An 8,228-nucleotide genomic window follows, 5' to 3' on the forward strand; every position below is an offset into this window, starting at 1 on the left:
CCTGGAGCATCCGCGGGCGCATATCGACGGTGACGAGCTTGCAGCGCTGCTCGTCGTAGCGGTGCCGGCCCGGCTCCAGCGTCCCGGCGCGCCGGGTTCGGGCTGTGCGCCAGCGGGTTCCAGCGGCGAGAATGCCTGATCAGGCTCTGCCGAGCCGGGTTCGACCAGCGGCGCGCCGTCGCGGAGCGGGTCCTCGAGGCCGAGGTCGATGGCGAGCGGATCGCGCAGGGTGGGGGCGGTCTGCAGATATTCCAGTGCCACCCGGGCGAATTCGTTGTCCTGGGTCTCGAGCCATTCGCGCCCGGCCCGCAGGGTGTCGACGAGGTGTCCGCCGACGCCCTGTTCGATGGCGGCGCACAGCGCGTAGTACCCGTAGCCGCGGTAGTCGTCGTGGCCGACGCCCTCGGTGATCAGCAGTTGCGCATATCTGCTTGCCAGGTCGTGTCTTTCGATGTCGCCGAGCAGGGTGCAGGCGGTCATGGCCGCCATCAGCACCTCGGCGTGCTCGCCGTGGGCGCGGCGCAGGTCGATGCAGCGGTCGGCCATGAGGACGGCGCTGTCGGGCAGGTCCTGCTGGGTGGCGGCCTCGACGGCCATGGAGTACATGGTGGCGAGGGTGGCGGGCGGGATGTCGGCCGGGTAGCGGGCCGGGCCGTGTTCGGCCAGGTGCAGGGCCTGGCCGTAATCGCCCGCGGCGAAGGCGGATCGGAAGCGGTAGGAGACGATCCAGCCGTATTCCTTGGGATCGGGGACCCCGGCCAGCTCGTCGTCGAACGCCGACAACCGCGCCAGCGCCTCCTCGGCCCGGCCGGTCTCCAGCATGCCGCTCGCCTCGTTCATCACTTCGACGAACGCATTTCGATCCATGGCCTACTCGCCTTCCCGCATATGTCAGCCCCGGATCGTATGACCGCACCACGACCCCGCGCGGTCACTGAGGTCAAGGTCATAGTTTGACGCCACCCCACATGACCACGCGTTGTCATTCGCGTGGCACGTTGTGTCACAACGGTATTCCCGCACCACGACGCGAACCCGCCTCCCTGCGGGCCACTCTCGCGTCGCGGCCGATCCGTCCGGCCCCCAATCTAACGACAACACACCGAACGAACCCGTAACCACACTCGGCGCGTCTCGCTGGGCGAATATATCCCTGCGCAGGTGACCATGACGAAAACCCTGATCGACATCCCGGACGACCTCATGGAACAGGCCCGCAGGGTCACCGGTGGGGCCACGAGAACCGAGACCGTCCGCACGGCGCTGCGCCCGCTGGTCCAGCAACGTCAGCAGCACGACGCCATCGCGTGGTTCGCCGATGCCGCGCCCTTCCTGACCGAGGCCGAGCAGACCGGGGAGGCCGAGCCGCCGCGGCCGCGATGACCGGCGGCGGAAGTCTCGCGCTGTACCTCGCCGACCACAGCGCGGTCTCCCGTATTCAGACCTGCCCGACGGTGCGTGTTGGCGAGAGTTCACCACCGATTCCCTTGCACCGGAGGAGTTTTGCCATGACCGCCACCGCTCAGCAGCGCGCCGACGGCAACAAGGACATCGTGAACCTGGTGTCGGGCGGGCAGCGTCCGACCGCCGCGTAGCGGCTACGGGAAGGGGAATCGGGGAGGGCTGATCGTCTCTCCCCTTTCAACATATATCGCACCGGGGGGCTTGCGGCAAGGCCCCCATGATGCCGCACAATCGCTGGCCGAGGGCTGCAACCTGCGCGAATGGCGCGCGGGCGGCGGCCGGGGATCGCCGGGCGGAAGGTGTGGTGCTGATGTCGGATCAGGGGTACGAGAACGAACTGCGCTCCGAGCGCGAGTACGTGGCCGGGCTGTACGCGCGGCTGGATGCCGAGCGGGCGCGGGTGCGCGGGCGCTACGGCGAGACGCTGACCGTGCGCGGCAATGCGACCGTGCTGGTGGAGCGCGATGCCGAGGCGCGGGCGCTGGCCAAGGAGATGACCCGGCTCGGGGTGGCCGACAACGGACTGTGCTTCGGCCGCCTCGACAGCGAGACCGGCGAGCACGCCTATATCGGCCGGATCGGCATCTACGACGAGGCCGACGAATTCGAGCCGCTGCTGCAGGATTGGCGGGCCCCGGCCTCGCAGGCGTTCTACACCGCGACCGCGGCGACCCCGGAGCGCATGCGCCGGCGTCGCCAATTCCACACGCGCGGGCGCGACGTGGTGGATTTCACCGACGAGGTGTTCGGCCGGCCCGGGGACGGGGAGCGCGGGGACGCGGCGCTGCTGGCGGCGGTCAACGCGCCGCGGGGCGAGGGCATGCGCGACATCGTGGCGACCATTCAGGCCGAACAGGACCGGATCATCCGCCTCGATCATCCGGGCGTGCTGGTGATCGAGGGCGGGCCGGGCACCGGCAAGACCGTGGTGGCACTGCACCGGGTGGCGTATCTGCTCTACACCCAGCGGGAGCAGATGGAACGCAACGGCGTGCTGGTGGTGGGCCCGAACACGGCGTTCCTGAAGCACATCGGGCGGGTGCTGCCGTCGCTGGGCGAGACCAACGTGGTGTTCACCACCACCGCGGACCTCATGCCCGGTGTGCACGCGGCCGCGGAGGACAGTCCGGACGTGGCACGGCTCAAGGGTTCGCTGGGCATCCTCGAGGTGCTGAAGGCCGCGATCGCGGACCGGCAGCGGGTGCCGTCGGAGCCGGTGTCGCTGGAACTCTCGGATGTGACCGTGCGCATCGGCGCGGATATCGCCGACTGGGCGCGGTCGGAGGCCCGCGAGAGCGGCCTGCCGCACAATCTGGCCCGCGCCACCTTCGTGGAGGTGCTCACCTGGGCGTTGACCGAGCGCGCGATCGCCCGCATCGGTCAGGGCTGGCTGACCCGCGAGGACCGCGAGGCGTGGGAGAACATGCGCACCGACCTGCGCACCGAGCTCGCCGAGCACGAGGGTTTCACCGCGCTGCTCGACGAGCTGTGGCCGGCGCTCACGCCGGAACAGCTACTGGCGGAACTGTTGTCGTCGACCGACCGGCTGCGCGCGGCGGGCGCCGACCAGTCGCTGTGGCGGGCCGACGGCGAGGCGTGGACGGTGTCGGATATCCCGCTGCTCGACGAGCTGGCCGACCTGCTGGGCCGCGACACCTCCGCCGAGGAGGCCGCGGCCGAGCGGGAACGCAAGGCGCAGGCCGCCTACGCCGAGGGCGTGCTGGACCTGCTGGTGAGCCGCGCCGACCACATGGACGACGAGGACCACCTGTTCGCCACCGACATGCTCTACGGCGAGGACCTGGCCGAGCGTTTCATCGAACGCGACACCCGCGAACTCGCCGAACGCGCTGCCGCGGACCGGGATTGGACCTACCGCCACATCGTGGTCGACGAGGCCCAGGAGCTCTCCGCCATGGACTGGCGGGTGCTGATGCGCCGCTGCCCGGGCCACTCCTTCACCGTGGTCGGCGATCTCGCGCAGCGCCGTTCCGCGGCCGGCGCGACCGCGTGGGGCGACATGCTGGATCCCTATGTTCCGGGCCGCTGGCGGTACCGCTCGCTCACCGTGAACTACCGCACCCCGGCGGAGATCATGGCGGTCGCGGCGGCCGTGCTGGCCGACTTCTCCCCCGACGTCACCCCGCCGGAGTCGGTGCGCGCCTGCGGCGTCCAGCCCTGGGCCCGGCAGCTTTCCACCGACGACATGCCGTCGGCCATCGAGGAATTCGTTCGCGACGAGGCCGCACGTGAGGGCACCAGCATCGTGATCGGCCCGCCCGGCATGCCGGGCACGGTCCCCGCCTCGGAGACCAAGGGCCTCGAGTTCGACGCCGTCCTGGTGGTCGAACCCGAGCACATCCTGGCCGACGGCCCGCGCGGCGCCGCCGAGTTGTACGTCGCCCTCACCCGTGCCACCCAGCGCCTGGGCGTCCTGCACCGCGGCCCGCTCCCGCGCGCCCTCGCCGGTCTCTACACGTCGAAGTAGAGCTCGAATTCGTAGGGGTGCGGGCGCAGGTTGATCTCGGCGATCTCGGTGTCGCGCTTGAGGCGGATCCAGGTGTCGATGAGGTCCTCGGTGAACACCCCGCCCTGGGTGAGGTAGTCGTGGTCGGCCTCGAGGCGGTCGATGACCGCTTCGAGGCTCGCCGGGGTCTGGGTGACCTCGGCGGATTCCTCGGGGGTGAGTTCGTAGAGGTCCTTGTCGACGGGCAGGGCGGGCTCGATCTTGTTGGTGATGCCGTCGAGTCCGGCCATCATCATGGCGGCGAAGGACAGGTACGGGTTGCCCGAGGAGTCGGGGCAGCGGAATTCGAGGCGTTTGGCGCGGGCATTGGTGCCGGTCACCGGGATTCGCACGGCCGCGGAGCGATTGCGCTGGCTGTAGACCAGATTCACCGGGGCTTCGTAGCCGGGGACGAGGCGCTTGTAGGAGTTCACCGTCGGGTTGGTGAAGGCCAGCAGGGACGGCGCGTGGTGCAGCAGCCCGCCGATGTAGTGCCGCGCCAGGTCCGACAGTCCGGCGTAGCCGGCCTCGTCGTAGAACAGCGGCGTGCCGTCCTTCCACAGGGATTGGTGCACGTGCATGCCGGATCCGTTGTCGCCGAAGAGCGGTTTGGGCATGAAGGTGACGGTCTTGCCGCCGGCCCAGGCGGTGTTCTTGATGATGTACTTGTAGAGCATCAAATCGTCGGCGGCGGCGAGCAGGGTGTTGAATTTGTAGTTGATCTCGGCCTGTCCGGCGGTGCCGACCTCGTGGTGGCCCTTCTCCAGATCGAATCCGGCCTGTTGCAGATGCGTGCACATGGCGTCGCGCAGGTCGACGTCGGCGTCGTAGGGGGCGACCGGGAAATAGCCGCCCTTGGGCCGGACTTTGTAGCCGCGGTTGGGCGTACCGTCCGGATTGATTTTCTCGCCGGTATTCCAGTCCGCCGACGACGAATCCACTTCGTAGAAGGCGCGGTTCATCGTGGTGTCGTAGCGGACGGTGTCGAAGATGTAGAACTCGGCCTCGGGACCGAAATAGGCGGTGTCGGCGATTCCGGTGGAGCGCAGGTATTCCTCGGCCTTGCGGGCCACATTGCGCGGATCGCGGGTGTAGGCGGCGCGGGTGTGCGGGTCGTGGACGAAACAACTGATATTGAGGGTCTTGGCGGCGCGGAACGAATCCAGTTGCGCGGTGCGCAGATCCGGCAGCAGCAACATGTCGGATTCGTGGATGGCCTGGAAGCCGCGCACCGAGGAGCCGTCGAAGGCGATGCCGTCCTCGACCAGCTCCGGGCCGAACATGCTCGCCGGGATCGAGAAATGCTGCTGGATGCCGGGGACGTCGCAGAAGCGGACGTCGACGTATTCGACGCCCTCGGCGTCGATGAAGTCCTGTACTCCATTGGTGGTAGGGGTGATCACCGCTGCCTCCTCGTGGCCGCGCACGCCTACCCGATCGGACGGCCCGGTCGGGGTCCGGCGGTCCTGTTCGTGGTAACACGATACGTCGCCCGGACACCCGGACGGACCCGAATGAGCTTGTGCACCAAGATCATTCGAAACACCGATCGAGGCATGGCGACCCGCGAGGGATCCGCCGCGGCGACCCGCCCTGCCCCGCTCCCCCGCTTGTGGCACAGTGCACAAATCGCGCGTCGCAGTTCTTCTCGATTGCCACTGGCCCACCCCGCGCTGTGTGGGATCTGCTGGGATCGTGAGTTCAACATCGGCAGCGGGAACGGCCCCGCGCACCATGGTCGAGGCGTTCCAGGCCACCGCGGCCCGCCATCCGGACGCGGTCGCGCTGCGCACACTCGGCGGCGCGGTCTCGATCACCTGGCGCGAGTACGCCGATCGGGTGCGCGCCATCGCCCGCGGTCTCGCGACGCTCGGCGTCGGCCGCGGCGACACGGTGGCGCTGATGCTGACCAACCGGCCCGAATTCCACCTGTGCGACACCGCGATCCTGCACACCGGCGCGACCCCGTTCTCGGTGTACAACACCAACCCGGTGGAGGTGCTGGCCTACCAGTTCACCAACGCGGGCGCCAAGGCCGTGATCTGCGAGGCTCAGTTCGCACCGCAGGTCCGCGCCGCGGTCGCGCGCGCCGCCGAGCAGGGCGCGATCGTGGAGCACGTGATCTGTGTCGAGGAGGCGCTCGCGGGGTGCGTCGCACTGGCGGAGATCGAGGCCACCGCGCCGGGTGAGTTCGACTTCGAATCCGCCTGGCGCGCCGTTGCTCCCGCGGATCTGCTGACCATCGTCTACACCTCCGGCACCACCGGCCCGCCCAAGGGCGTGGAGCTGACCCACACCAATTTCCTCGAGAACGCCCGCGTGGTGGATGAATTCGGTGGCGGCTCCCCCGCCGACCGGGTGATCTCCTATCTGCCCGACGCGCATGCCGCCAATCGCTGGCTCTCGCACTATCTCTCGATCCTGACCGGCTGCCAGATCACCACCTGCCCGGACCTGAAGCAGGTCGCGGCGGCCCTGTCGGAGGTGCGCCCCACGGTGTTCATGGGTGTGCCGCGGGTGTGGGTGAAAGTCAAAGCGGCGCTGGAGGAACGCTTCGCCGCCGAGTCGAGCCCGATCAAACGCCGCCTGATCACCTGGGCGATCGCGAGCGGCCGGGCGCGCGCCCGCGCGGCGTCGGACGGACGCGCCCTGAACGTCGTGGACACCTGGCGGTTCCGGCTCGCGGATCGCCTGGTGCTGTCGGCCGTGCGAGAACAGCTGGGCCTGGACCGGATCCGCATCGCCGTCACCGGCTCCGCCCCGATCCCGCAGGACACCCACGAGTTCTTCCTCGGCCTGGGCCTGCCGCTGTGCGAGGGCTACGGCATGACCGAGTGCACCGCGGGCGCGACCATGGACCGCCCGGCCCGCATCAAGATCGGCACCGTCGGCACCGCGTTCCCGGGTACCGAGATCGCCCTCGCCGACGACGGCGAGGTGCTGGTGCGCGGCGGCAGCGTGATGCGCGGGTACCGCGGCGAACCCGCCAAGACCGCCGAGACCGTGGACGCCGAGGGCTGGCTGCACACCGGCGATATCGGCGAACTCGACGCCGAGGGCTTCCTGCGGATCGTGGACCGCAAGAAGGAGCTGATCATCAACGCGGCGGGCAAGAACATGTCGCCGACCACGATCGAGAACACCGTCACCGAGCACACCCCTTTGGCGGGCACGGTGGTGGCCATCGGCGAGGGCCGCGCCTACAACACCGCGCTCATCTGCCTGGACCCCGATCTGGCCGCGGCGTTCGCCGAACGCCACCAGCTAACCGAGCGGGACATCGCGGCCCTGGCCCGCGATCCGCGCGTGCTGGCCACCCTGCAGGAGGGCATCGACGCGGCCAACGGCAAGCTCTCACGGGTGGAACAGATCAAGAAGTTCGCGGTGCTGCCGGACGTGTGGGCCCCGGGCTCCGACCACCTCACGGCCACCGGAAAACTCAGGCGCAAACCGATAGCTACCACCTACGCCGCTACTATCGAGTCGCTGTACGGGTAGTAGGAGACTTATGCACGCGCGATTACGGGACCGGGCGCTCGAGGAGCTGTACCAACGTGCCGTCGTGGCGCGCGCGGAATTCCCCGCCCTCGCACCGCCCTACCCCAAGCTCCCGGAATCCCTGGTGACCAGCGGTTTCGAGCGCGGCACGGCATTGAATGTGGACCTGTTCTTCGACTTCCTGCGCACCGGCGTCCCGCCCTCGCCCGAGGACACCGCCGAGGTCGTGCAGATCGCGCTGAGCCGCATTCGCGACGGCGAGACCCTCGAGGAAGTCCTGCAGCGCTACAGCCTCGGCGCGGAACTGATCTGGTCCCGGGTGCGCGAGACCGCCCACGGACCCGAACGCGAACTCCTCGACGACGCCGCGATCTCGCTACTGCGCTACGTCACCCTGCTCACCACCCGCATCGCCACCGCCTGCGTGCAGCGCGCCCACGACCCGCGCTGGGAGTTGCTGGAACGCCGCCGCGCCATTGCCGACGCGCTGCTCACCGGCCGCGACCCCGTCGAATGGGCGGGCGAGCCCGCGGTGGCGGTGCCCGACGCGTTCCTGCTCGCCGTCTTCCGGCTCGGATCCGCACGCGGCGGCGACACGAGCGAACTGCGCCACCGCGTCGAAGCCATCCCGGGCGTGTTCCTGCGCCTGGACAGCGGCGGCTGGACAGCCCTGCTGCCGCTGCACTCCGGCGACGACGGCACGGCGACCCTGGCGGCGCTCACCGCACGCCTGCCCGGGCCCGGCCGGCTCGCTCTCGGG

The 8,228-nt window shown here is 69.5% G+C and carries 7 protein-coding genes; 5 read left to right on the forward strand and 2 right to left on the reverse strand.

Features of this window, described 5'->3' with window-relative positions; translation table 11 throughout:
- Window positions 1-867 (reverse strand): hypothetical protein (locus ACWELJ_RS32080; RefSeq protein ID WP_452369831.1); only part of this gene is annotated, 867 nt, incomplete at its 3' end.
- A 300-nt stretch (window positions 868-1,167) separates the two neighbouring features.
- Between ACWELJ_RS32080 and ACWELJ_RS32085 the strand changes: the two genes are divergently transcribed.
- The 3 genes from ACWELJ_RS32085 (at window position 1,168) to helR (ending at window position 3,952) form a co-directional block, all read left to right on the forward strand.
- Window positions 1,168-1,383: a type II toxin-antitoxin system VapB family antitoxin gene (locus tag ACWELJ_RS32085; protein ID WP_452369836.1), complete on the forward strand. Its 216-nt coding sequence runs from the start codon at window positions 1,168-1,170 to the stop codon at window positions 1,381-1,383.
- Window positions 1,380-1,595: a hypothetical protein gene (locus ACWELJ_RS32090; RefSeq protein ID WP_452369832.1), complete on the forward strand. Its 216-nt coding sequence runs from the start codon at window positions 1,380-1,382 to the stop codon at window positions 1,593-1,595. The genes ACWELJ_RS32085 and ACWELJ_RS32090 overlap by 4 nt, the downstream gene beginning before the upstream one ends.
- A 179-nt stretch (window positions 1,596-1,774) precedes the next feature.
- Entirely contained in the window at window positions 1,775-3,952 is a 2,178-nt protein-coding gene (gene helR / locus ACWELJ_RS32095; protein ID WP_452369833.1) for an RNA polymerase recycling motor ATPase HelR, read from the forward strand.
- On the opposite strand, the gene glnA is transcribed toward helR, so the two are convergent.
- The gene (gene glnA, locus ACWELJ_RS32100; RefSeq protein WP_452369834.1) at window positions 3,937-5,373 is read right to left on the reverse strand and encodes a type I glutamate--ammonia ligase; all 1,437 of its coding nucleotides are present in this window, start codon (window positions 5,371-5,373) and stop codon (window positions 3,937-3,939) included. The two genes, helR and glnA, sit on opposite strands and share 16 nt — an antisense overlap.
- 331 nt (window positions 5,374-5,704) lie before the next feature.
- Between glnA and ACWELJ_RS32105 the strand changes: the two genes are divergently transcribed.
- A complete protein-coding gene (locus ACWELJ_RS32105) occupies window positions 5,705-7,468 on the forward strand; it encodes an AMP-dependent synthetase/ligase (protein WP_452369837.1) in 1,764 nt (587 codons plus the stop codon).
- 10 nt (window positions 7,469-7,478) lie between these two features.
- Window positions 7,479-8,228 (forward strand): hypothetical protein (locus ACWELJ_RS32110; protein ID WP_452369835.1); only part of this gene is annotated, 750 nt, incomplete at its 3' end.

The organism is Nocardia sp. NPDC004582, assembly GCF_053602115.1.

Bases quoted from the DNA above. Each gene is read 5' to 3' on its own strand.
- ACWELJ_RS32090 (WP_452369832.1), top strand. From the start codon at position 1,380: ATGACCGGCGGCGGAAGTCTCGCGCTGTACCTCGCCGACCACAGCGCG.
- ACWELJ_RS32085 (WP_452369836.1), top strand. From the start codon at position 1,168: ATGACGAAAACCCTGATCGACATCCCGGACGACCTCATGGAACAGGCC.
- ACWELJ_RS32105 (WP_452369837.1), top strand. From the start codon at position 5,705: ATGGTCGAGGCGTTCCAGGCCACCGCGGCCCGCCATCCGGACGCGGTC.
- helR (WP_452369833.1), top strand. From the start codon at position 1,775: ATGTCGGATCAGGGGTACGAGAACGAACTGCGCTCCGAGCGCGAGTAC.